Source organism: Curtobacterium sp. Leaf183, assembly GCF_001424385.1.
Classification (GTDB): Bacteria; Actinomycetota; Actinomycetes; order Actinomycetales; family Microbacteriaceae; genus Curtobacterium.
In genome coordinates, this window is record NZ_LMPO01000008.1 from 880928 (window position 1) to 903813 (window position 22886).

At 71.2% G+C, this 22886-nt stretch carries 26 protein-coding genes and 1 tRNA gene; 12 read left to right on the top strand and 15 right to left on the bottom strand.

Annotated features, from left to right (window positions below):
- Positions 1-42 precede the first annotated feature (42 nt).
- The 3 genes from ASG04_RS10475 to dcd form a co-directional block, all read right to left on the bottom strand.
- The gene (locus tag ASG04_RS10475) at positions 43-372 is read right to left on the bottom strand and encodes a DUF86 domain-containing protein (RefSeq protein WP_056123465.1); all 330 of its coding nucleotides are present in this window, start codon (positions 370-372) and stop codon (positions 43-45) included.
- On the bottom strand, positions 369-884 hold the full coding sequence (locus ASG04_RS10480; RefSeq protein ID WP_056123468.1) for a helix-turn-helix domain-containing protein: 516 nt from the start codon (positions 882-884) through the stop codon (positions 369-371). Before ASG04_RS10480 ends, ASG04_RS10475 begins: the two co-directional genes overlap by 4 nt.
- A 74-nt stretch (positions 885-958) precedes the next feature.
- Entirely contained in the window at positions 959-1546 is a 588-nt protein-coding gene (dcd, locus tag ASG04_RS10485; protein WP_056123471.1) for a dCTP deaminase, read from the bottom strand.
- Between the two features lie 86 nt (positions 1547-1632).
- On the opposite strand from dcd, the gene ASG04_RS10490 reads away from it, so the two are divergent.
- Together ASG04_RS10490 and ASG04_RS10495 are read left to right on the top strand one after the other, a co-directional pair.
- Positions 1633-2718, top strand: coding sequence for a GNAT family N-acetyltransferase (locus tag ASG04_RS10490; protein ID WP_056123474.1), 1086 nt, complete (start codon positions 1633-1635; stop codon positions 2716-2718).
- A gap of 84 nt (positions 2719-2802) precedes the next feature.
- Positions 2803-4848, top strand: coding sequence for a cytochrome c oxidase assembly protein (locus tag ASG04_RS10495; protein WP_056123477.1), 2046 nt, complete (start codon positions 2803-2805; stop codon positions 4846-4848).
- 183 nt (positions 4849-5031) lie between these two features.
- On the opposite strand, the gene ASG04_RS10500 is transcribed toward ASG04_RS10495, so the two are convergent.
- Entirely contained in the window at positions 5032-5367 is a 336-nt protein-coding gene (locus ASG04_RS10500) for a hypothetical protein (protein ID WP_146245295.1), read from the bottom strand.
- A 1-nt stretch (position 5368) separates the two neighbouring features.
- Entirely contained in the window at positions 5369-6445 is a 1077-nt protein-coding gene (locus ASG04_RS10505) for a DUF6177 family protein (protein ID WP_056123484.1), read from the bottom strand.
- Positions 6446-6642: 197 nt separating this feature from the next.
- Between ASG04_RS10505 and ASG04_RS10510 the strand changes: the two genes are divergently transcribed.
- From ASG04_RS10510 to ASG04_RS17140, 3 genes are all read left to right on the top strand, one after another.
- Positions 6643-6713 (top strand) — tRNA-Gly (locus ASG04_RS10510).
- Between the two features lie 576 nt (positions 6714-7289).
- Positions 7290-7976 carry a hypothetical protein gene (locus ASG04_RS17455; protein ID WP_156463618.1) on the top strand — a complete coding sequence of 229 codons (687 nt, stop codon included), beginning with the start codon at positions 7290-7292 and terminating at the stop codon, positions 7974-7976.
- Positions 7977-7985: 9 nt separating this feature from the next.
- Complete coding sequence (locus tag ASG04_RS17140; protein ID WP_082517982.1) at positions 7986-8288, top strand: cold-shock protein; 303 nt, start codon at positions 7986-7988, stop codon at positions 8286-8288.
- 107 nt (positions 8289-8395) lie between these two features.
- Here the strand turns inward: ASG04_RS17140 and ASG04_RS10525 are convergent, their stop codons facing one another.
- The 3 genes from ASG04_RS10525 to ASG04_RS10535 all read right to left on the bottom strand — a co-directional run bounded on the left by ASG04_RS10525 (position 8396) and on the right by ASG04_RS10535 (position 11230).
- Positions 8396-9319 carry an SDR family oxidoreductase gene (locus tag ASG04_RS10525; RefSeq protein WP_056123495.1) on the bottom strand — a complete coding sequence of 308 codons (924 nt, stop codon included), beginning with the start codon at positions 9317-9319 and terminating at the stop codon, positions 8396-8398.
- Positions 9320-9395: 76 nt separating this feature from the next.
- Positions 9396-10259: a helix-turn-helix transcriptional regulator gene (locus tag ASG04_RS10530; RefSeq protein ID WP_056123496.1), complete on the bottom strand. Its 864-nt coding sequence runs from the start codon at positions 10257-10259 to the stop codon at positions 9396-9398.
- A gap of 83 nt (positions 10260-10342) precedes the next feature.
- On the bottom strand, positions 10343-11230 hold the full coding sequence (locus ASG04_RS10535) for an SDR family NAD(P)-dependent oxidoreductase (RefSeq protein ID WP_056123500.1): 888 nt from the start codon (positions 11228-11230) through the stop codon (positions 10343-10345).
- Between the two features lie 102 nt (positions 11231-11332).
- Here ASG04_RS10535 and ASG04_RS10540 point away from each other — a divergent pair, with 102 nt between their 5' ends.
- The 4 genes from ASG04_RS10540 (at position 11333) to ASG04_RS10555 (ending at position 14528) form a co-directional block, all read left to right on the top strand.
- Complete coding sequence (locus ASG04_RS10540; protein ID WP_200938454.1) at positions 11333-11944, top strand: TetR family transcriptional regulator; 612 nt, start codon at positions 11333-11335, stop codon at positions 11942-11944.
- 9 nt (positions 11945-11953) lie between these two features.
- Positions 11954-13063 (top strand): FAD-dependent oxidoreductase, encoded by a 1110-nt coding sequence (locus ASG04_RS10545; RefSeq protein WP_056123503.1) that lies wholly within the window; start codon positions 11954-11956, stop codon positions 13061-13063.
- A 165-nt stretch (positions 13064-13228) separates the two neighbouring features.
- On the top strand, positions 13229-14320 hold the full coding sequence (locus ASG04_RS10550) for a glycerate kinase (RefSeq protein ID WP_056123505.1): 1092 nt from the start codon (positions 13229-13231) through the stop codon (positions 14318-14320).
- Positions 14321-14336: 16 nt separating this feature from the next.
- Positions 14337-14528: a hypothetical protein gene (locus ASG04_RS10555; RefSeq protein ID WP_056123509.1), complete on the top strand. Its 192-nt coding sequence runs from the start codon at positions 14337-14339 to the stop codon at positions 14526-14528.
- Between the two features lie 30 nt (positions 14529-14558).
- On the opposite strand, the gene ASG04_RS17460 is transcribed toward ASG04_RS10555, so the two are convergent.
- Positions 14559-14714, bottom strand: coding sequence for a hypothetical protein (locus ASG04_RS17460; protein WP_156463619.1), 156 nt, complete (start codon positions 14712-14714; stop codon positions 14559-14561).
- Between the two features lie 287 nt (positions 14715-15001).
- Here ASG04_RS17460 and ASG04_RS10560 point away from each other — a divergent pair, with 287 nt between their 5' ends.
- Complete coding sequence (locus tag ASG04_RS10560) at positions 15002-16045, top strand: NAD(P)-dependent alcohol dehydrogenase (protein ID WP_056123512.1); 1044 nt, start codon at positions 15002-15004, stop codon at positions 16043-16045.
- Positions 16046-16126: 81 nt separating this feature from the next.
- On the opposite strand, the gene ASG04_RS10565 is transcribed toward ASG04_RS10560, so the two are convergent.
- The 5 genes from ASG04_RS10565 to ASG04_RS10585 are packed head-to-tail and all read right to left on the bottom strand — an operon-like array spanning position 16127 to position 20654.
- Positions 16127-16747 carry a GNAT family N-acetyltransferase gene (locus tag ASG04_RS10565; RefSeq protein ID WP_156463620.1) on the bottom strand — a complete coding sequence of 207 codons (621 nt, stop codon included), beginning with the start codon at positions 16745-16747 and terminating at the stop codon, positions 16127-16129.
- A gap of 10 nt (positions 16748-16757) precedes the next feature.
- On the bottom strand, positions 16758-18158 hold the full coding sequence (locus tag ASG04_RS10570; RefSeq protein ID WP_056123516.1) for a hypothetical protein: 1401 nt from the start codon (positions 18156-18158) through the stop codon (positions 16758-16760).
- Positions 18148-19044, bottom strand: coding sequence for a TIGR03943 family putative permease subunit (locus ASG04_RS10575; RefSeq protein ID WP_056123519.1), 897 nt, complete (start codon positions 19042-19044; stop codon positions 18148-18150). Before ASG04_RS10575 ends, ASG04_RS10570 begins: the two co-directional genes overlap by 11 nt.
- A complete protein-coding gene (locus ASG04_RS10580) occupies positions 19031-20056 on the bottom strand; it encodes a permease (protein ID WP_056123522.1) in 1026 nt (341 codons plus the stop codon). Before ASG04_RS10580 ends, ASG04_RS10575 begins: the two co-directional genes overlap by 14 nt.
- 19 nt (positions 20057-20075) lie before the next feature.
- Positions 20076-20654 carry a TetR/AcrR family transcriptional regulator gene (locus tag ASG04_RS10585; RefSeq protein ID WP_056123525.1) on the bottom strand — a complete coding sequence of 193 codons (579 nt, stop codon included), beginning with the start codon at positions 20652-20654 and terminating at the stop codon, positions 20076-20078.
- Positions 20655-20752: 98 nt separating this feature from the next.
- On the opposite strand from ASG04_RS10585, the gene ASG04_RS10590 reads away from it, so the two are divergent.
- Both ASG04_RS10590 and ASG04_RS10595 read left to right on the top strand, forming a co-directional pair.
- The gene (locus tag ASG04_RS10590; protein WP_056123527.1) at positions 20753-21067 is read left to right on the top strand and encodes a DMT family transporter; all 315 of its coding nucleotides are present in this window, start codon (positions 20753-20755) and stop codon (positions 21065-21067) included.
- Position 21068: 1 nt separating this feature from the next.
- Positions 21069-21407: a DMT family transporter gene (locus tag ASG04_RS10595; protein WP_056123530.1), complete on the top strand. Its 339-nt coding sequence runs from the start codon at positions 21069-21071 to the stop codon at positions 21405-21407.
- A 193-nt stretch (positions 21408-21600) separates the two neighbouring features.
- Here ASG04_RS10595 and ASG04_RS10600 read toward each other — a convergent pair whose 3' ends face one another.
- Positions 21601-22740, bottom strand: coding sequence for a CE1758 family FMN-dependent luciferase-like monooxygenase (locus ASG04_RS10600; RefSeq protein ID WP_056124028.1), 1140 nt, complete (start codon positions 22738-22740; stop codon positions 21601-21603).
- Positions 22741-22886 lie beyond the last annotated feature (146 nt).

The following is a 22886-nucleotide window of genomic DNA, read 5'->3' on the forward strand; positions in this document are numbered from 1 at the left end:
GTGCCTCCCGTCCGCGACCGGCGCACGTGGGCGGCGGGGCCGCTACGTCTGCTGGGCACGCAGGCGACGCGCCGCCTGGCACAGGTGGGGCACGTCCACCCGCGCGGTCCCGAGCACGATCGCCGGCGTCGTGTCGAAGTAGCGCCGCGTGAGCCGCTCCCCCAGCAGCGAGACCCGCGACCAGGGGATGTCCGGTTCGGCCGACGTCACGGCGACGGGGAGCATGCGCACGGCCTCGCCGATCTCCACCAGGCGCATCCGGACCGCGTCGTAGACCAGGTCCTCGGGGAGGTCGGGCTCGGCGACGTACCGACCGATGACGCCGCACGCGCGGATGACGTCGTCGAGCCGCTCGCGGACCTGCCGGTTCACAGCGGGACCGCCGACCGGACGACCTCGTCGCCCATGCCGTCGGCCAGCACGACGTCGACGCGGACACCGAGCACGAGCTCTGCCGCGTCCTGGATCCGCATCAGCGCGAAGATCCCGCGGCCGGGCAGCAGGTCGACCATCAGGTCGACGTCACTGTCCGGTCCGTCCTCGCCGCGCGCGACACTGCCGAACAAGCGCGGGTTGGCGCCGCCGAGCTCGTCGACCAGCTGGACAAGTTCGTCGCGGTGCTGGCGCACCCGCTCGCGGAGCGACGGGCCGTCGGCGACGGGTTCGAGATCGATCACGGTCAGGAACCCGGCCGCCAGCAGGAGCCGCTGCAACGCCGCCAGGGACGGTTCGCGGCGTCCGTTCTCGTAGGTGCTGATGACGCTCTGGGTCACGCCGGCGCGGTGTGCGAGCTGGACCTGCGTCAGCTCCGCGCGGAGGCGTGCGTCACGGATGAGCTCGGCCGCGGACGGTCGCGGGGCGGGCCGTGGCAGGACTGCGGGCATGTCGCCACGATACACAACATGCAACATTCCGCGCCGGGGCGCACCGATCGTTCTGCCGACCGCTGTCCGTTGCGTCAGTCGCGGCGGGACACGTCCGCGCGGTGGAAGTTCTGGGCCGACCGCGACGGGGTCGGTCCGCGCTGCCCCTGGTACCGCGACTGGTACTCGGCCGAACCGTAGGGCTTGTCGGCCGGGCTGGAGAGCTGGAAGAAGCACAGCTGCCCGATCTTCATCCCCGGCCAGAGCTTGATCGGCAGGGTCGCGACGTTGCTCAGCTCGAGGGTCACGTGGCCGGAGAAGCCCGGGTCGATGAAGCCCGCCGTCGAGTGCGTCAGGAGACCCAGTCGGCCGAGGGAGCTCTTGCCCTCGAGCCGTGCGGCGATGTCGTCGGGCAGCGTCACGACCTCGAACGTCGAGCCGAGCACGAACTCGCCGGGATGCAGCACGAACGCCTCGTCCGGGTCGGTCTCGACCAGTCGGGTCAGGTCGGGCTGGTCGAGCGCGGGGTCGATGTGCGGGTACTTGTGGTTGTCGAACAGCCGGAAGTACTTGTCGAGCCGGACGTCGATGCTCGACGGCTGGATGAGCGAGGCATCGTGGGGATCGAGGCCGATCCGGCCTGCGGCGAGCTGGGCGGTGATGTCGCGGTCGGAGAGGAGCACGGAAGGGATCCTAGCGGCGGCGACCGGTCCACCGATATGCTGCTCGGCTGCCCGCGCACCGTGCACGGCCGGCGGGAGGAACGACCGTGTACCGCGTCATCGAGCTCGACGTACCGACCACCATGACCGACGACCCGGGCCGGGTCCGGGCGTTCCGGGAGTGGGTGGCGGTCCAGAACGCAGCCGAGGTCGACGTCACGGGCTTGCCGGAGCTGCTGTGGACGCCCGAGGAGCAGCTGCCGTACCTGCTCGACCCCGAGGCACCGAGTCGGCTCTTCGCGGTCCGAGCCCCGGACGGGACGACCGTGGCCGCAGGTTCGTACGACACCAAAAGCGCACCGGGCACCCCGAACTGCTGGATCGCGATCGCGGTCACTCCCGACCACCAGCGCCACGGCGTCGGGACCCTCCTGGCTGACCACCTCGAGGCCATCGCACGGGACCAAGGACGCACGCAGTGGAAGACGTACGCGATGACCCGGCAGGTCGGACCCGCAGCCGGTGCCGGGTACCTGCAGGCACCGACCGGACACGGCGCGGTCCCCGAGGGCGAGGCAGCCGTGCGGTTCCTGTCCGGGCGGGGGTGGCGGTTCGGCCAGGTGAACCGGATCAGCCGCCTGCTCTTGCCGGCCGATCAGTCCCTGGTGCGGACGTTGCTCGACCGTGCGTCGCTCGCTGCCGGAGCCGAGTACCGCGTGCACGCGTGGATCGGTCCGACGCCGCCCGCGTGGCAGCAGGACATCGCTCTCCTGCGCACGCGGATGAGCACGGATGCACCCGAGGGGGACATGGAGGAGCCCGAGGACGTGTGGACGACCGACCGGCTGGTCGAGCACGAGTCGCACCTCGCCCGGTCACCGCGCATCACGCTGACGGTGGCCGTCGAACACGTCCCGAGCACCATCCTGGCCGGTTTCACGCAGCTGGCTGTCCCGCACGACATCGCACAGCCGGTCTTCCAGGGGGACACCTTGGTCCTCCGCGAGCACCGCGGACACCGGCTCGGCTGGCTCTTGAAGGTCATCGGCATCGAGACGGTCGAGCGCGACCATGCCGGGCACCCGTCGATCATCACGTTCAACGCCGAGGAGAACCGCCCGATGCTCGACGTCAACGAGGCGGTCGGGTTCGTCGGCGTCGGGAGCGAGGGGGTCTGGGAGCGTCGGATCTGACAGGTCGCAGGTGGCGGCCAGGCCCGAGCGCCTACGATGGAGGGTCCGCGGAACCGCGGACGGAAGCGTCCCTGGAACAGGTTGATGACCGTCACCACGTCCGAAGCCCCCGCCCCGGGCGCGGGTCCGGAATCCGCGCCCCGCGCCGCTCGCACGTCCACCGTCGCGACCGTGCTCGCGATCGCCCTGCCGCTGGCGGTCGCGTGCTCGATCGTCGGCATGACGGTGACCGGTGCCTTCACCGCCGACCAGCAGCTGGTGTCGGCGGGCGACCTCGTGCAGTACGGCCTGCCGATCGCGCGCGCCGTGCACGACACCATGGCCGCACTGACCATCGGTCTGCTCATCGTCGCCGCGTTCGCGCTCCCCGCGCAGAAGGCCGACCACGGCGCCATGTCGAGCGTGCAGCACCGCGCCGTGCGCTGGGCCGCGACGACCGGTGCGGTCTGGTTCCTGGCCGCGGTGGTCGGCATCGTCTTCACGGGCGCCAACACGCTCGGGTCCTCGGTCACCTCACCGCTCTTCGCCCGCAACTTCATGGTGTTCGCGTTCCAGGTCGAGATCGGGCAGTCGCTCGTGGTGTCCGCGGTGGCGATCCTCATCGCGACCGTCCTCGCCGCATTCGCCACCCGGGCCACGACGCTCGCCGTCGCCACCGTGGCCGGTCTGTTCGCCCTGCTGCCCCTGGCCCTGTCCGGGCACGCCGCCGGGTCGCTCGAGCACGCCAACGCGGTGAACTCGCTCGCGATCCACCTGATCGGGGTGTGCGTCTGGGCCGGCGGCCTGGTCGCCGTGCTGCTCCTGCGCACCCGGACGAAGGGCGCCACCGGTCGCGTCGTCGCCCGGTACTCCACCCTGGCCGGCTGGTCGTTCGCCGCCGTCGCGTTCTCGGGGATCGTCAACGCATCGCTCCGGCTGACCGGCCCGCTCGACCTGGTCACGACGACCTACGGTGCGCTCATCACCGTCAAGGCCGTGATCCTCGTGCTGCTCGGTCTGGCCGGGGTCGTCCAGCGCCGCAAGCTCGTGCCGGCACTGCTGCGTTCGCCGCTCGACCGCCGCTCGTTCACGCGCTTCGCCCTGGCCGAGGTCGTCTTCATGGCGATCGCGATCGGCGTCTCGGTGGCCGTGTCACGCAGCCAGCCGCCGATCCCGCAGACGCCCGAGACCGGCGAGGACACCCGCTCGGGCCTGATCGGCTACCCGTACCCGCCGGCCCAGACCCTGCACACCTTCCTGACGCAGTGGCACATCGACTGGGTGTGGCTCGCGCTCGCCGTCGTCGGCGCCGGGTGGTACCTGTTCGCGGTCCGCAAACTCCGTCAGCGCGGCGACTCGTGGCCGGTCGGGCGGACGATCTCGTGGTTGATCGGCTGCGGGGTCTTCATCTGGACGACCTCGGCCGGACCATCGGTCTACGGCATGATCCACTTCTCGTCGCACATGATCCAGCACATGCTGCTGATGATGTTCGTGCCGCTGCCGCTGGTCCTCGGCGGCCCGGTGCTGCTGGCGCTGCGGACGCTGCCGGTCCGCAACGACGGGTCACGCGGTGCCCGCGAATGGCTGATGCTCTTCGTGCACTCCCGCTACATGCAGTTCATGGCGAAGCCGGCGGTCGCCGGGGTCATCTTCGCCGGGTCGCTCGTGGTGTTCTACTTCACGCCGGCGTTCCAGTTCGCGATGCAGTCGCACGAGTGGCACGTCGCGATGGTCGTCCACTTCGTGCTGAGCGGCTACCTGTTCTTCTGGGTCTTCGTCGGCATCGACCCCGGGCCCAAGCGCCCCGCGTACCCGATCCTCATCATCGCGCTGCTGGCGACCCTGGCGTTCCACGCGTTCTTCGGCGTCGCGGTGATGACGTCGCAGTCCGTGTACGCGGCCGACTGGTTCCACGCGCTCGGACAGACGAACGACGTGGGGCTGCTCGCCGACCAGCACACCGGCGGCGGTATCGCCTGGGGTGCCTCCGAGCTGCCGATGGTCTTCGTCGCCTTGCTCGTGGTACGGAACTGGGTGAAGTCCGACGGCCGCGACGCCAAGCGCCTGGACCGCCAGGCCGAGCGCGACGGCGACGCCGAGCTCAAGGCCTACAACGAGCGGCTGGCGGCGATGCGTCAGCGCGACTGACGGTCCAGCACCGTGCGGGGTTGATCGCGTGGTGAGCGGTCCGCACCGTGCTCGGTTCGCCGTCCGTGCGCCGTCAGTGGCTCGGTGCGGGGATGTTTCCCCGCACCAGGCCGCCAACGCGGCACGAGAAGGCGGCACCGTGCTCGGACCGCCTGCCGCAGACCGCACCCGCCCGGTCGCGGCTCAGTCGCCGTGGACGATGCAGACGGCGTCGAGGTCCATCGCGGCCTCGAGCGCGGCGGTGATCCCGGACTCACCGTCAGCCCCGGCCGGGGTCACCGTGTCCACCCACCAGAGCGGGACGGTGAGCGCCGGGGCATCCGGCAGGATCCGAACGACCTCGTCGAGCGAGTCCACCCGACGGACTCCGAGCACGGTGATGACCGGGTGCGTGGCGTCGCGGCACACCTGCAGCATCGGACCGTCGTCGAGCGCCCGGACGCCCCACGAGTCGTCGTGGAGCAGCAGGGCCTCGGCCACCTCGCGCGCCTCGACCGCGCCGCGACACAGCAGGGTCACGTCACGGGGCACTGTGGCCGCCCGGCAGGCTCGCTCCGACGTGTCCGTCGAGGGTGCCCTCGTCGTGCGCCGGGTCGAGCGGGGCGCCACCGACGAGCTGCAGGAAGCGGTCCTCGTCGATGCGGTCCAGGAAGGACTCGAGCGCGGTCCAGCCGTCCTCCAGCCGGACGATGAGCCCGTGGTCGCCGTCGCCGCGATCGCCGAAGGTCGACGTCGAGGTGTGCGGCGGCGGCCAGACCTCGCCGCGGTCCAGGAAGGAGACGGCCTCGGGACCGACGATCACCGCGAGCGGCGAGGGCTCGCCGTGCGCGACGGCGCGCACCAGGTGGTCGGCGTCCCCGCGGCGCTGCATCACGACACCGAACACCGGGACGACGTCCTCGGCCACACGGTGCACCGCGGCGAGCATGCGCTCGGCCAGCTGCGGATCCGTTCCTTCGTCCGGGATGGTCAGGACGGCGGACATCGTCTCGATCACGACGGTGTCGGTCAGGTGTGCGGTCATCGTCGCCGAGAAGCCCTCGCCGACGGCGTAGGACGTGCTGATGCCCGGCGCCTCGTGCTTGGCGTACTGGGTCACGACCCACCGGTCCCAGGGCACGGCGAGCGGCTCGACGGTCCCCCAGCGGTCCGGGCAGGCGCCCACCGTGTGGCAGAGCGCCTCGATCGCGGAACCGATGTCGATCGCGCGTTCGGCGTGGTGCCGCAGTGTCAGGTCGATGCTGATCTGGCGGACCGAGCCGGTGGCCGCGGGGTGCTCCGCTGACGGCGGTCCCAGCAGCTCGGGCCCGTGCTCGACGAAGTCCTCGATGCGTTCCGCCCGGACCCCGGTGCGTCCGTCGCGCAGGGTGCCGTCCGGGTCGGTGACCGCCCAGGCGGCGCCGTGTGCACCGAGTGCGTGTCGGAGCGCCGGCGTCAGCGCGGCGCCCGGTTCGGTACGGAGCACGACCGTCCGGCCGGCGTCGGACGCACGTCGCAGCAGCGAGGCCAGCGCCTCGGTCAGCCACACCACCTGCGAGCCGGAGTCGACCACGATGGCGGGGCCGACCACGTCGTCGATGAGGGGATGTCTGACCATCCGTGTCCTCCTCGGTCGGGGTCGCTGGAACCCCCTGGACGCTACACACGCGCCCGACACCTGTCCGTCAGGCGGGGCGGCTCACAGAAGAGACACGGGAGGCTCGGGGCGGACCCGGTGGATCGGCGCACGGCGGGCGGTCGGCTGGCTTCCAGCGGAGAATCCGCTATGGTGGTCGAGTCCCGCTGAGCGGGCGCGCGAGTGTAGTTCAATGGTAGAACTCCAGCTTCCCAAGCTGGTAGCGCGGGTTCGATTCCCGTCACTCGCTCCGATTCCAGACATGTCCATCGCTGTCGTTCTCAACCCAGATGAGTCTTCGCTCGAAGGAGTTGAGACTCCAGCCTCTCGAACGCGCAACAAGTCGCGCTTGCCGTCGCTGTGCAGGACGGCACCGCCCATCCCCTGGTCCGCTGGGCTCCCTGGGGCCGCCGCTTGTCGTCGGCGCGCAGATGACATGTCGCCTTCGCGCACAACTCGTCACCGAAGCGCGTTCCTCGGTGCTGCCTCAGTCGGCGAACGTTTCCCGGCGAGTCAGGAGCAGTGCGCCGTGCACGCTTGCTCGTTGTCGGGGTGGACTCCGCCTTCGGCAGGGACGCACGCGAGGCGTCCCGGAGGCGGCTCCGCCGGCTCCGGCTTCTTGCGCCGAATCGATTCGAAGTAATTGTTCCAGCGCGAAACGGAATCGTCGCGACAGATCTGCAAGATAGAGCGGGGCTGAAACTGTCCATAGATCGACCCGGAATGGGTGCGGTTTCGCCTTCGGTTCGCGAATGCGTCTTGTCAGGCAAGAAGCTGCGTGCTTTGCTCCCGCTCACGCGGCAAGGGGTCGCTTGAGGGGAACACCATGCGAATCACGAAGAAGCGCTCCGTACTCTGGACATTGCCACTGGGGGCCGTCCTTCTCTCCATCACTCTCGCGGCACCTGCGCACGCGGTCACCACGCCGGACGCCGACGTACCGCTCTCCAGCACGCTCACGATCACTCAAGCCGACGGGACTTCGAAGACGACGACCTCGACCGGCACGCTGCAGTCGGTACAGGACGTCACGCCAGCCGACGACGTGAACTCGGATCAACCGGCAGCCGCGTCCGTTCAGTCGAGCAGGGCGGTCTCAGCCGCTGCGGCCCCCGCGGTGGCCGGCCCGCAGGGAGCGAAGCTGCTCTGCAACAAGTTCTACAAGTTCTCGGACGCGAACCTGAGCTACACGGTGCAGCACCAGTGCGGAGGCAGCACCGTTCCGTGGGGGATCAAGCTCTCGCCCGCCGACTGCGCCACCGTCGTCGGTGACGTGGTGGAAGCCCCGCAGCACTGGACCAAGAACGGCGCGACGCAGAAGGCGCAGTCCGGCCACACAGAGGAGTGCGTGTACCAGTTCCACGGCAACTACAGCGGCTCGCCCGATGGAACGCACATCGCCTACTCGGGCCTGTACACCTGGCGCGTGAAGGGCAACGGCACTGCGACCCTTCAGGTGTACGGTTCGTTCACCGCGAAGGGTAACCGCTGCGGGTCCGCCACCTCCTGCTGAGGAGCATCGATGTCAGAACCCGGAGTAGTTTGCAGCTGGAACGCCGATGAAGGATGGGGCGTCATCGATGTCGCGAATGTCGACGGTGGCGTCTGGGCGCACTTCAGCACAATTGAGGGCCGGTCATTCGGAGTTCTCAATGTCGGCGAATCAGTTTTCGTTGAATGGGATGACGTGAAGCACGGTTCCTGTTCGGCGCAGGCAACTCGAGTGCTTGTGGACGGGAACGAAGGTCCCGTGGACGTTCAAGCCGGATCCGGTGTTCTCAACTCGATCCTGACGATCAAGTGGGATGCAGATCAGAAGGACTGACCTCACCCCTGCACCTTGATGAGAGGCACCACGGGTCTACCGGCCGACAGGGCCGAGGCCCGTGGTGCCTCCGTCGATCGGCGCGCTCACCGTCCAGCGGCCGGTGGTCACACCCGGACGCCGGTGAGCTCGGCGGACAGGTCCCACAGCGCGCTCGCCGTCGCCGTGTCGGTGAACGGCTTCCACAGCGGGCGTCGCGCGGGCGGTCCCCCGACGGTGCGCTTCGGGCCGTACAACACGTCGGTGTGCTCGTCGGTGCTGGTCGCGGCGAGCAGTGCGGGGAGCGCCGCGCTCTCCACGGTGCCGAGGACCCCGACCCGCGCCAGGACCTCGATCACCCGCCGTTCGCCGCCGGCTCGCTCGCGACCCATCCCGGGCTGGGCCGCGAGCAGGTTGGTCGGCGAGACGCCGGGGTGCGCGAGGATGCTGGTGATGCCCCATCCGCCGGCGCGGCTCCGGCGGTCGAGTTCCCGTGCGAACAGCCCGACGGCGATCTTCGAGGCGCTGTAGGCCCGCATGACGTCGTACCGTCGCTGCTGCGCGAAGTCGTCGAGCTCGAGGGACCCGGTCCGCGCGGCGACGCTGGTCTGGTGCACCACCCGTGCACGGCCGGCCCGCAGCAGCGGGAGCAGCCCGAGCGTCAGCCCGAAGTGCCCGAGGTGGTTCGTGCCGACCTGCAGCTCGAACCCGTCCGCGGTCTCCTGTCGGGTCGGAGGCCGCATCACCCCGGCGTTGTTGACGAGCAGGCCGACCGGACGGCCGTCGTCCGCGAGCTGCCGGACGAGGGCGTCGACGGAGTCGAGTCGGGACAGGTCGAGGGGCATCACCCGGATCGTCGCCGCGGGCACGGCCTGTCGGATGCGTGCGGCCGCCCGCTCCCCCTTGTCGGCGGACCGGACGGGCATGACGACCTCGGCGCCGGCAGCAGCCAGCCGACGGGCGATCACGGCGCCCAGGCCATCGCTGGCGCCGGTGACGACGGCGATCGTGCCGGTCTGGTCGGGGAGGTCGAGCTTCGGGGTGGTCGGCATGGGGTGTCCTTCCGGGGACGACGGGTGCGTGTCCCCATGGTCCGGCTCCGCCTCGGCCGCATCCAGGACCTGTCGGTCAGTGGCTCCCCGGGGCGTCCCCGACAGCGGCCATGTCCTGCGACCCCACCACGGCGAGCAGCTGCAGCCGTTCGTGACTCCGACTGCCGGGCACGGCCGTGTAGACGAGCATCCGGTGGGACTGCTCCGTGTCGAGGAGCGTCTGACACGCCAGTTCGAGCGCACCGACCACGGGGTGCAGGAACCGCTTGACCTCGGGCGGCCGGATGCCGACCTCGTGTCGGTCCCACACCGCGCGGAACGCTGCGTCGTCCCGGAGGGCGTTGACCAGGGACGCCGCGTGGGACCCCGGACCGCGCAGGGTCACGACCTCGCGGAGCCCGGCGGCGTAGACGCGGGACAGCAGGAGCCGTTCCTCCGGCGGGTACGCGGCCTGCGCCTCCGGGTCCGTGAACCACCGGTAGCCCAGGCTCCGAGCCGGTCCGGAGCGCTGCGCAGCGTCCCCGGTCAGTGCCCGTCCGAGCGGGGTCTGCCGGAGCGTCTCGCCGAGTTCCGTCACGATCTCCGCAGGGGTGTCCACCAGCCGGTCGAGGATCCGGAGCATCCCCGGACCGACGTGCTCGCTCGTGGTCCCCCGCGCGGGCGGGTGGTGTCCGGCGAGCCGGAACAGGTGGTCGCGTTCGTCGATCGACAGGTGCAGCCCCTGCGCGATCGCTGCCGTCATCTGCTCGGACGGGTGTGGCCCCGTGCCGCGCTCGAGTCGCGCGTAGTAGTCGGTCGACATGCTGCAGAGCACGGCGACCTCCTCCCGCCGCAGCCCCTCGGTCCGGCGGCGTTGCCCGCGCGGCAGCCCGACGTCCTCCGGCTGCAGCGCATCACGGCGGAGACGCAGGAAGTCGGCCAGGGCCGCACGGTCCATCACGCTCCCGTTCCTACCGCATCCGCGTGCCGACATCGAGGACCTGCCGATCCACCCGTGGCGCCGTCCGGTGCGATCCGCCCCGCTCACTCCGGATCCGGCGCACCCCCGATCGAGGCGTGCGCCAGCGGGTCCAGCTGCTCGGGCGTCACGTCGAGCGCCTGCGTCGAGCGGCTGAGTGCTTCATGGCGCTCGTCCGCGGCGAGGAGCGCTCGGCCCGCGGCGGTCGCGTGCTCGAAGGCGTCCGGGCCGACGAGCAGGCGGAGCGGCGGCGCTTCCATGGCGATGACCCGCAGCACGAGCTCGGCGACGAGGTCGGGATCGCTGGCGCCGATGCTGTCGCCCCCGTGCATGCGAGCGGAGGCACCGACTGTTGCCTGGTACTCCGGGCGGACCGGTGCGACGCGCATCGAGGTACCCGCCCAGTCGGTCCGCATGCCCCCGGGCTCGAGGACAGTCACGCGGATCCCGAGCGGCCCGACTTCCTGGGCCAGGACGGCCGAGAACCCGCCGACGGCCCACTTCGCCGCCTGGTAGGCCCCGAGCCCCGGAGTCGACAACCTCCCGCCGACGGAGGACACCTGCACGATGTGCCCGGAACCCTGCTCGCGCATGACGTGGACGGCCTCGCGGCTGAGGGACACGACGCCGAACAGGTTGGTCTCGACCTGAGCGCGGAAGTCGTCCGGGTCGGCGTCCTCGATGCTCGCGAGGTTCGCGTAGCCGGCGTTGTTGACCAGGACGTCGAGCCGGCCGAAACGGTTGACTGCGGCCCGGACAGCGGCACTCGCTGCCGCGGGATCGGTGACGTCGAGCGCGACCGGCAGGAGTGCGGCCGCGTGGTCGGCGACGAGGTCGTCGAGGCTGCCCGGGCGGCGGGCACCGGCGACCACCTGGTGCCCGGCGGCGAGCGCTGCGGTGACGACGGAACGTCCGAGCCCTCGTGAGGCTCCCGTGACGAGGATGACGGACATGGTGTTCCAGCTCTCTTCGAGTCAACTAACTAACTGATTGGTTGACGTTAGTGAACTCCTCCTCCGTGCAATTGTCAACCAGATGGTTGATACGCTGCGTGCATGACGATGCCACGCGACGCCGACGCAACGCGCGCCAGGTTGCTCGTCGCCGCTCGCGACGAGTTCGCGGCGGTGGGGATCGCCGGAGCGCGGGTCGATCGGATCGCTTCGGCTGCGGTCAGCAACAAGGCGCAGATCTACCACTACTTCGGGAGCAAGGACGGCCTGTTCGACGCGGTCTTCGACGCGATGGTCGTGGAGACCCTGGACGACGTGGCGATCGACGCAGCCGACCTCCCCGAGTACGCCGGCCGTCTGCATGACTCGTACGCGCGCCGACCGTGGGTGCAGCGCCTGGCGACCTGGTACCGGCTCGAACGGGGCGATGCGCATGCCCCGATCGACGCGGTGGTCCGGAGCAACGCGGGCAAGCTGCAGGCGATCGAGGACGCGCAACGGGCCGGTCTGGTCTCGTCCGCGTTCTCGGCCGTGGAGCTCCTGGGGATCGTCATCCACGCGTCGGCGCTCTGGAGCGGCGCCATGCCCGAGTACACGGAGCTGACGGACAGGCTCGGTCCAGCCCGCAGGCGAGCCGTCGTCGTCGCGTCCGTCGCTGCGATCTGCTCCGCTGGAAGCCTGCCGACCGCCGGCGCTGGACGTCGCGCCGGGTAGCATCGCCGGATGCACACACGCCATGACCACGTCGTCATCGGCGCGGGCGTCATCGGGGCAGCCACCGCGCGAGCGCTCGCCGCGCGGGGCGACCGGGTCCTGCTCGTGGAGCAGTTCGCCCGCGGGCACGACCGGGGCTCGTCGCACGGCGCGAGCCGCATCTTCCGCATGGGCTACGCCGACGCCGAGTACGTCGCGCTGTGTCAGCAGGCCTTCGACGCCTGGCGCGACCTCGAAGCCGCGAGTGGTCGCACGCTGCTCGACCTGACCGGCGCCGTCGACCACGGCCGCCCCGAGCAGATCGCCGCCATCGACGCAGCCCTGACCGCCGCGGACATCGACCACGAGCGCCTCACCCCGGAGCAGGCGGCAGCGCGCTGGCCGGGCCTGGCGTTCGAGGGCTCCGTGCTGACGCACCCGTCGGCCGGACGCATCCGCTCGGCGGACGCAATCGAGGCGCTCCTCGACCTCGCCGAGGAAGACGGCGCCGAGCTGCGGTTCCACACCCGGGTCACCAGCGTCGAGGACCACGGGAACACCGTCACGCTGACCCTCGACGGTCCGGACGGCAACACGTCCGTCACCGCCACCAGCGTGGTCGCGGCGGTCGGGTCGTGGGCCCCCGCCGTGGTCGGCGACCTGTTCGCCCGACGCGGGTCGGGCCTCCCGGCGCTCCGTGTCACCCAGGAGCAGCCCGCCCACTTCCCCAGCAACCTGCCGGACGGCGCGTGGCCGAGCTTCGTGCACTGGCAGCTCGACGGACCGGACGTGTACGGCCTGCTCACACCGGGTGAGGGCGTCAAGGTCGGCTTCCACGGCACCGGTCCCGTCGTCGACCCCGACCATCGCGACCTCGCACCCGTGCCGGACCAGGTCCTGCGACTGCAGGAGTACGTCGCGCGGTTCGTCCCCGGCGTCGACGCGTCGTCCCCCGACCTCATCAGCTGCCTGTACGACAACTCGCCCACCGAAGACTTCGTGCTCGACCGGCGCGGACCGGTCACGGTGGCGACGGGCTCGTCGGGGCACGGCTTCAAGTTCGCGCCCCTGCTCGGGGAGATGCTCGCCGACCTGGCCACGGGAGGGGTGCCGCATCCGCGCTTCGCGATCCCGATGTGACGGCCAGCGCGCGGCTCGAGTCCGATCCGCCGCGTGACGAATCCGGTCGGCCGAGACCGGGGATCGTCGACCGGATCCGTCATCGCGGCGGCGGAACCTGCAGTCGCTGAGGCCAGCGCAGCCGGGAACGCCGGTCATGTGCATCCGGCCCGCTAGCGTGGTGCCGTGCACGTCGTGATCGCTCCGGACTCGTTCAAGGGGACCGCCACCGCCGCGGCCGTCGCCACCGCGATCGCCGAGGGCTGGGCCGAGGGACGACCCGACGACGTCCTGACCCTGGTGCCGATGGCGGACGGCGGCGAGGGGACGCTCACCGCGTTCGCCACGGCCTTCCCCGACGCCCGACATGTCCCGGTCACCGTCACCGGGCCGGCCGGCGACCCGGTCGACACGTGGTGGCTGTCACTGCCGGACGGCCGGGCGGTCGTCGAGCTCGCCGCGATGAGCGGCCTCCCATTGCTGACGACGCTCGAGCCGGACCGGGCGCAGACCACCGGGTTCGGCGAGGCGATCGTAGCCGCGCTCGACGCCGGAGCGACGGGGCTCGTGCTCGGCATCGGCGGGAGCGCCTCGACCGACGGCGGTGCGGGACTGCTCAGGGCCCTGGGGCTGTCGCTCGACGATGCGCCGGCGGGCGGATCACTGCTCGACGCCGCCGGTGACCACCCGATCGACACGACCGGGCTCCGACCACTCCCACCGCTCGGCGTCACCGTGCTGACCGACGTGACCTCGCCGCTGCTGGGGCCGTCGGGCGCCGCCGCGGTCTTCGGACCGCAGAAGGGCGTGACCCCGGACCGCGTCGCCGTCCACGAGGACCGCCTGGCGCGGTGGGCCGCACGGTTCCCGGATGTCGACCCCGACCTCCCCGGTGCCGGCGCCGCGGGCGGGGCGGGGTTCGGACTGCTGGTGTGGGGCGCGACGCTCGCGGGTGGCGCATCGGCCGTCGCCGGGGTGCTCGGGCTGCCGGACGCGATCGCGGACGCCGACGTCGTGGTCACGGGCGAGGGCCGCTACGACGGACAGTCGGCGGCAGGGAAGGTGCCCTCGGTCGTGCTCGCCATGGCTGCCGATCGGCCGACGATGCTCGTCGCCGGCGAGGTCGACGCCCCGGTGGACGCCTTCGCCGCGGCGGCCTCGTTGACGGTCATCGCGACGCAGACGACGGGCGAGCCCGGGGACGCCATGACCGATCCGCTGCGGTTCGTGCGGATCGCGGGGCGACGGTTGTCGGCCCGCGTCGAACACAGCCGCTGAGCGTAGGCTCAGACGCATGGCACGTACCTGGATCCGCCGACCGCACGTGCCCGTCCTGATCGGGGCGGCGGTGCTGCTGGTGGCGGGCGTCGTCCTGCTGATCAGTCCGCTGGACGGCCTGTTCGGCGCTCTGGCGTGGGTGCTGATCGTCGCGGCGATCGCGCTCGGGGTGTTGACGCTGTTCTTCTCCCGCGCTCCGAAGAGCTAGCGCAGAGCCGCGCGGGCTCCGACTCGATCGTCAGAGGACGGGCTCGCCGAGGAAGTCAGCGTACGTGGGCTCGTCGACGTCCATGAAGTGGACGAGCCGGGCTTCGACGAGTGCGGTGATCTCGGCCGGCGAGCGCAGGCCGCGGCGGTGCCATTCGTGGGCGGGCAGGAGTGCTGTGGCGGTCATGGGACAGCCCTTCATGAGCGGTGAAGCCCCTTGCTGACCGTGTCGTTCCGCTGTGCCATGGATCCGCAGGACGCGGACGGCATCGTGGCGACGGATTCGGTGTCGACCCGGTGTGGTCTCAACGGTACGACCGACCGGAGACACCACCAAAGCGGGTGCGCGAATGGGACCGAGACACGGGCACCCCACTCCGGGGTGCCCTGATGGAGCCCCCCACACGAGGGAGCGCTCCAGGAAGATGGACGAGGGTCGGATCCGACCCCACCCGCATCCCCACGAGGAGACCATTGCGAACCGTCAACGCGTACGCGGCCCCGTCTGCCACCGAGCCGCTCGTCAAGACCACCATCACCCGTCGTGACGTCGGCCCGGACGACGTCATGATCGACATCGCCTACGCCGGCATCTGCCACTCGGACATCCACACCGTCCGCGGCGAGTGGGGCCCCATCGAGTACCCGCAGGTCGTCGGCCACGAGATCGTCGGCCACGTCACCGAGGTCGGCGCGAACGTGACCAAGCACCAGGTCGGCGACCGTGTCGGCGTCGGCTGCATGGTGAACTCCTGCGGCGAGTGCGAGCAGTGCCTCGCCGGCCAGGAGCAGTACTGCCTCAAGGGCAACATCGGCACCTACGCGAGTGTCGACGTGGACGGCTCGACCACGCAGGGCGGCTACTCCCAGGCCGTCGTCGTGGACCAGGACTTCGTCCTGCGCGTCCCCGAGTCGCTCGACATCGAGAAGGTCGCGCCGCTGCTCTGCGCCGGCATCACGACCTACTCGCCGCTGCACCACTGGAAGGCCGGCCCCGGCACGAAGGTCGCCGTGATCGGCATGGGCGGCCTGGGACACATGGCCGTCAAGATCGCCGTCGCGCTCGGCGCCGAGGTCACCGTCCTGTCGCAGACCACGTCGAAGGAAGCCGACTCGCTGCGCTACGGCGCGAAGGCCCACTACGCCACCAAGGACGCCGACACCTTCGAGCAGCTCGCCAACTCGTTCGAGCTCATCATCAACACGGTGTCGGCGAAGCTCGACATGCAGGCCTACCTCGGTCTGCTCAAGGTCGACGGCACGCTCGTCAACGTGGGCGCCCCACCCGAGCCCCTCGACGTGCCGGCGTTCGCGCTGATCCCGCGCCGCCTGAGCTGGGCCGGTTCGGCCATCGGCGGCATCGCCGAGACCCAGGAGATGCTCGACTTCTGCGCCGAGCACGACATCCTGCCGGAGACCGAGCTCATCAGCGCCGACCAGGTCAACGAGGCCTACGAGCGCGTGCTGTCCTCCGACGTGCGCTACCGCTTCGTAATCGACGCCGCGACGCTCGCGTAGCGACCGCTCCGCGTCGCTCCCGCGACGGACACGGGAGGCCCGGTGCCAGCTGGCACCGGGCCTCCCGTTCGTCCGTGGTCGTCAGGGGAAGCCGCGGAACGTGACCGCGGGAGCCACGTCCCGCCACCCCGCCGACCGGTACAGCGCGCGGCCCTGCTCCGACGCGAGCAGCAGCCCGATGTCCGCGCCCTGGGAGACGGACCACGCGGTGAGCCCGTCGACGACCCGCCGCCCGAGGCCCCGTCGTCGGAACGCCGGGTCCGTCTCGATCTTGTCGAACACCGCGTCGCGCCCCACGACGGCGACCTGTCCCCGCGCGGCGACCGCCCCGTCGAGCACCACGCGGACGTGCGCGACGTCACCCGCCGGGGACGGTTCCACGAGCAGGTCCGACGGCAGCGGGACGGACGCGAGCCGGGCCTCCATGACGGTCTCGACGCGGGCGACGCGGTCCAGCCGGGCGAACGCGGCGAGCGCCTGCGGCTCGATCCCACCCACGACGGTCAGCCAGCTGGTGAAGCGCGGCTCGACCACGCGCGCGAGCCGGACGGCCTCGGTCGGCGTGGGCTCCGCGACGACGAACTCCTCGTGCCGTGTCTCGGCGCCGACGACGACGCGCCAGCCCTCGCCGTCCCGCTGGACGGGCATGCTCCGGGACCGCGCCCACCCCGTCACCCACCGCTCCACGAAGGCCTGATGCACGCCTCTGACGCTAGCCGACCTCGTCGCCGCTCGGCAGGGCGCCGCACCAGTCGACGTCCTCGCCGGCGAGCGACGCCTCGAGCGCGCCGCTTTTCGCGTCGACCACGCTGACCAGCGAGGCGCCGCTCGACTTCGTCTCGAGGGCGACGAACTGACCGTTCGGGGACGGGCAGACGGCCGTCAGGGTCGCGTCGTCCGGGATCGAGACGGGCAGCCGGGAGGCCCTGGTGCCGTCGACGCGCACGATGCGGCTGGCGATGGTGCCGTCGGAGCGGACCGAGCCCACCGTGCGCAGGTACGTCTCGTCCGTCAGCTGGGCGATGCGACCGAGGTACGCCGCGTCGGTGCTGCCCGCCGGCGCGGTGATCGCCGTCCGCTTGCCGTCCGTCAGGTCGACTCGCTGGATGCCGGTCCCCGACTCGACCACGGCCGTGGTGCCCGTGCCGACGAAGCCGTGCAGGTAGGTCGCGGAGCCGAGCCGAACGGCGTCGACCCGTCCGCTCATGTCGACGAGGAACAGCTCGTCGTTGCCCGTCCGCACCAGAGCGCTCTCGGTGCGTGGGACGTACGCCCACTGGGTCACGGTCATCGGCACGGCACCCGTGGTCGGCTTGCCGTCGGCCGCGATCGGCTGCGGCAGGTGCGTCCCCGTCATGTCGACGACGTACAGCCCGACATCGCGGGACTGCCCGGTCGCGGTGTCGGCGTACTGGAACCCGAACGAGGCGCCGTCGTCCGACGCGTGCAGCGCCGACGCCGACCCGCGGCTGCTCGGCATCGTGAGGTGCTCGACGGGGGCGTCCCGGTCCTCGACGCCGTTCCGCAGCGGCACGATGTCGATCCGCGAGTCGCCGACCGCGCTGTCCCGCATGACCACCAGGGCGCGGCTGAGCCGGACGTACCCGGTGATGCCCTCGCCGCGGTACACCGTCGTCGCACCCGACGCGTCGAGCGACCGCCGCACGATCCGGTCGTCCCCGCCGTCGGACGCCGGGACCAGCGCGAGGACGTCGGTGCTGCCCGTGCGGATCGTGGCGCGGAGGTCCGCCGTCGCGGCCTGTCCGGGTGCCCGCGCATCGGTCACCGTCACCGTGTAGTCGCGGTCGTACTCGAGCGGCCCGGAGAACTCGACCGCGACCGTGTTGCCGCTCGACGTCACGGTGTGCGCGGCGGCCGGGCTCACCCGCACGTCGCTCGCGGTGACGCGCTGCAGGGCCTGGTTCGCCGTGATGATCACCCGCTGGGCCGGACGCGACACGATGCCGGACGCGTCGTACGACACCGCCCTGAGCCGCGGGCCCTGCTGCGACCCGACGACCGCGGCGAGCGCGGCCACGACGACGAGCACCAGGACCACGGCGACGAAGCGGCGGCGGAACCGGGTGGCGACGGGACGACGCTCAGTACTCATAGGGGTCGTCCGGCTGCGCGATGGTCGTGACCGAGGCGGCACGGATGACGATCCGGACGTCGGAGGACTGGTCCGGGTTGGCCGCCAGGGCACCGGTGACCCTGACCCACCGGTTCTCCGCCGGGACGGTGCCGTCGGTCGACACCCCGAGCCCGACGGGCTGTGCGTCGACGGCGCAGCAGCTGATGACGAACCGAGTCAGGGTGAACGAGTCCCCCTGGCCCGGCACCACGAACCCCGTCAGCTCCACCCGCTTGCCGACCAGCGAGCTGGTGTCGGTCGTCTGCCGGATGACCGCCGCCCAGTCCTTGACGCCGTAGCCCGACGTGTCAACGGACCCGCTGCCCAGGAGCGACACCGGGGTGTCCGAGCCCGTCGCGTTCGACAGCGTGGCGGAGTCGACGCTCCGCTGCTGCGCCGTGCGGGCGGAGAGCGTCGTCGGCGGCAGGACGAGCATGGCCGCGGTGACGCCGATCGTGGCCAGCGCCGCGAGGCCGCCGAGCAAGGCCCGAGCCGCGCGGGAGGCCCCTGCGGCCCGGGTCGGCGATGCGTCGTCCGGTCCGGCGTAGTCGTGGGTGTGGCCCGCCCCCCGCGCCACGACGAGCAGTCCTGCAACGGACGCCGGGACCGCGACGACGGCGAGCACCACCGTGAACAGCGAGTATCGCGGGTTGATGTACAGGTCGAGGTGCCCGGAGACGGCGAGCCAGAGCGTGCAGAGCGCGACGGCCAGCACGGACCCGAGGCCGAGCAGCGCCGGTCCGCGCCGGGTGTGCTCGGTGTCGGACGGGTGTCCCGTGTCGGACGGGTGTCCGGTGTCGGACGGGTCTCCCGTGTCGGACGGGTGTCCCGTGTCGGACGGGTGTCCGGTGTCAGACGAGGACATTCATCACCAACCCCACGGCAGCGGCGAACAGGACGCAGACGACGCTCAGCAGCACCAGGAAGCGCGTGCGGAAGGTCGTCCGGAGGAGCGCGATCATCTTCACGTCGATGATCGGCCCGATGATGAGGAACGCCGTGATCGCCCCGGGCAGGAACGTCGAGGCGAACGACAGCGCGAAGAACGCGTCGACGTTCGAGCACAGCGACACCGTCATCGCCAGGAGCATCATCGCCAGGACGGAGAGCACGGGGTTGCTGCCGATCGCGACGAGGGTGCTGCGCGGCACCGCGACCTGGATCGCCGCCGCGAGCCCCGCGCCGACGAACAGGGCGGGCATCATCGTCGCGGTCTCGCCGCCGAACTGCGCCGCGCTCTCCCGCCAACGGTTCCGCGGTGCGACGGCGCCGACGGCAGCGCGGCACCGGGCCTCGAACGCGGGGAGCAGCAGGTCGGCCGGGCGACGGTGCGCCGCCACGATCCACCCGACCAGGTTCGCCACGACGAACCCGCCGACGATGCGGACGGGCAGGATCCAGCCGGACCAGCCGAAGGCCTGGGCGGTGCTGACGATGACGAGCGGGTTGAGGATCGGCGCCGCGACCAGGAACGTGACGGCCTCGGCGGGGGTGAACCCGCGGAGCATCAGGCCGCGGGCGAGCGGGACGTTGCCGCACTCGCACACCGGGAACAGCATGCCGATCAGCGAGATCACTGCGCGTCGCGGCATCGGCCTGCTCGGCAGGACGCGCTCGAGCGCCCCCTGCGGGACCCAGACCTCGACGACGATCGACAGCACGATGCCGAGCACCACGAACGGCAGGGACTCGACGACGACGCTGATCGCCAGGGTCAGGAAGTCCTGCACCACGTCGGGGAGCCCGGCGTTCCCGACGGACGGGGTGACGAGCCGGATGCCGAGCAGCACGACGACGGCGAGCAGCACGAGCCCGGGGCCGGTCAGGGTCCGGCTGCGCTGCTGCTGCGGCGGCGTGGTGGTGGTGCGCGTCGTCACCGGGACAGGATAGGTGGCGTCAGTGTCCGGCGAGCGCGGCGACGTGCCGGTCGAGCAGGTCGATCGCCCACCCCGTGTCAGCACCGGGCGGCAGCCGGACGACCTGCATCGCGAGGCCGTCGACCAGCGCGTGGAGCCGGCAGGCCTCGTACTCCATGTCGGCGCTCGCCACCCCCACCGCGCGGAGGACCCGACCGCACAGGTCCTGCATGTCCGCGACGACCCGGTCGTGGAACGGCCGGAGCTCGGTGTCCGTCAGAGCCGCGGTGCCGAGTGCCAGGTACACGTCGAGCTCGATGCGGCGTTCTTCGTCGAGGGGCAGCAGCTCGACGAGCACCGCGTGCGCGTAGTCGACGCCGGCGAGGCCGGTGGGCAGGGCGTCCACCCGGGCGGCGGTGCCGTCGAAGACGAGCGTCAGGGCGTGCTCGCGGACGCTGGCCTGGGTCGGGAAGGTGTAGCGGACCGTGCTCGGCGCGAGCCCGGCCTCCGCCGCGACGTTCCGGACGCTCAGCGCACCGAGCCCGTCCCGCGCGAGCACCCGACAGGCCGCCTCGGACACGGTCCTGCGGCGTTCGTCGACGTCCATGCTGCGAGCCACCCGATCATTGTGGCACGACTGTGCGACATCGTGCTAGAACTGGTCTGGTCGTTGTCGCACAGTCGTGCGGGAACGCTCGTGATCGAAGGAGGAACGTCATGGCCTGGGTCGTCCTGGTCCTGTCCGGCGTGCTGGAAGCGGTGTGGGCCACCGCACTCGGCGCGTCGAACGGCTTCAAGAAGGTGGTGCCGTCGATCGTCTTCGTCGCCGGCATGGCGCTGAGCATGGTCGGCCTGGCGTTCGCGATGACCGCAATCCCGGTCGGCACCGCCTACGCGGTGTGGGTCGGGATCGGCGCCTCGCTGACGGTCCTCGTCGCCGTGGTCCGTCGACAAGAGGCGGCGTCCGTCGCCCGCATCGGCCTCGTGCTCGGGCTCGTCGCCTGTGTCATCGGCCTCAAGGTGGTGAGCTGAGGTGCCCTGGATCGTGCTGTTCGTCAGCGCCACGCTCGAGACGGTGTGGGCGACCGCCCTCGGCGCGAGCGACGGGTTCACAGAACTCGGCCCGACCCTGCTCTTCGCCGTCACGATCGCGATCAGCCTGGTGGCGTTCGCGTACGTCCTCAAGCACATCCCGATCAGCACCGCCTACGCCGTGTGGACAGGCACGGGCGCAGCGCTGACAGTGCTGTGGGGGATGGCGACCGGGGCGGAACCGGTCACGGTGCTCCGCCTGGTCTTCATCGCGGGGATCGTCGGGTGTGTGGTCGGGCTGAAGCTGCTGCCGGCGCGCCCGCCGGCGCCCCGCGCCTGACCCCCCTCCCCCAATCCCAGCCCCACCCGGTCGAATCGCGCGTAGAAGGTCGAATCGCGCGTGGGTAGGCGGTTCTTCCGACCACCCGTGCGCGATTCCGCTTCCCATGTCGCGCGGTGTGGGTGACAACCGACGCGACGGGAGGCCCGGTGCCAGCTGGCACCGGGCCTCCCGTCGCGTCACGGTCGTCGGATCAGACCGACGCTCCGGTGAACTCGTCGACGGCGGCGACGTGGTCGCTGCCGACCGCACCCGCTGCGCGGGCGGCGGCGACCCGTTCGGCGTGGCTCGGCGGGTTGCTCGGCACGTGGGCCGGACGGCCCTCCTCGTTGATCTTGCGGAGCTCGGGGACGATGTCCTCGGCCAGGATGTCGATCTGCTCGAGGACCGTCTTGAGCGGCAGACCGGCGTGGTCGACCAGGAACAGCTGGCGCTGGTAGTGCCCGACGTGGTCCTTCATCGTGGCGTACCGGTCGATGACCTCCTGCGGGGAGCCGACCGTCAGCGGGGTCTGCGCGGTGAAGTCCTCCATGGTCGGGCCGTGGCCGTAGACCGGGGCGTTGTCGAAGTACGGGCGGAATTCGTCCTTCGCGGCCTGGGAGTTCTTCCGTGCGAAGAACTGCCCGCCGAGCCCGACGATCGCCTGGTCGGCGCTGCCGTGGCCGTGGTGCTCGTACCGCTGGCGGTACAGGGACACCATCTGCTCGGTGTGCTGGATCGGCCAGAAGATGTTGTTGTGCAGGAACCCGTCGCCGTAGTAGGCGGCCTGTTCCGCGATCTCCGGCGTGCGGATGGACCCGTGCCAGACGAAGGGCGCGACACCGTCGAGCGGGCGCGGCGTCGACGTGAAGCCCTGCAGCGGGGTGCGGAAGCGGCCCTGCCAGTCGACGACCTCGTTCTCCCAGAGCTGGCGGACGAGCGCGTAGTTCTCGATCGCCAGGTTGACGCCCTGGCGGATGTCCTGCCCGAACCACGGGTAGACCGGGCCGGTGTTGCCGCGGCCCATCATGACGTCCATGCGGCCGTCGGAGATGACCTGGAGCATCGCGTACTCCTCGGCGATGCGCACCGGGTCGTTCGTCGTGATGAGCGTCGTGCTGGTCGACAGCGTGATGTGCTTCGTCCGACCGGCCAGGTACCCGAGCATCGTCGTCGGGCTCGAGGCCACGAACGGCGGGTTGTGGTGCTCACCGGTCGCGAAGACGTCGAGGCCGGCCTGGTCGGCGTGCTCGGCGATCGTCAGGATGTCACGGACGCGTCGGGTGTCGTCCGGCGTGGTGCCTGTCGTGGGGTCGGTCGTGACGTCGCTGACCGTGAAGATCCCGAACTGCATGGTGGTCGCCTCCTGCGCCTGTGTCCCGCGCGTCTGCACCGGACTGCGTTCTATGCGTTTGCATCGAACTGACGAGTACAACGTAGCGCACGTCGTGGCATTCCCGCCAGCGCGACGACCGGGTCTGACCCTCGGTTTGGTGACAC